Here is a 250-nt window from a genome sequence, read left to right as displayed (position 1 = left end):
ACCCTGGCGCACAATCCGCCGTCGATCAAAAGCTCGGTGGTGATGGCCCTGGCGCCCCACCTCAATCAGGCCATGCTCGACTATGTGGAACGCGTGCGCGTGCTGATCGAGGCCGATGACAAATCCGCCGTCGGCCATCTGCTCTACGAGACCGTCGGCCAATACCTGTCGCCGCGCCTCAAGCGCAATAACCATCGACACCTGTCGAGCATGGCCACCACCGAGTATCGCCAGGCGCGCTTTCACATTC

General features: G+C 62.0%; 1 pseudogene. It reads left to right on the top strand.

Annotated elements, in window-relative coordinates:
- Positions 1-250: pseudogene (locus SB764_RS43115) on the top strand (hypothetical protein); the annotation flags it as partial.

The organism is Paraburkholderia sp. SIMBA_027 (assembly GCF_046535315.1).
In the GTDB taxonomy this organism is placed as follows: Bacteria; Pseudomonadota; Gammaproteobacteria; order Burkholderiales; family Burkholderiaceae; genus Paraburkholderia; species Paraburkholderia tropica.
This window is presented reverse-complemented; position numbering and strand designations above follow the sequence as displayed.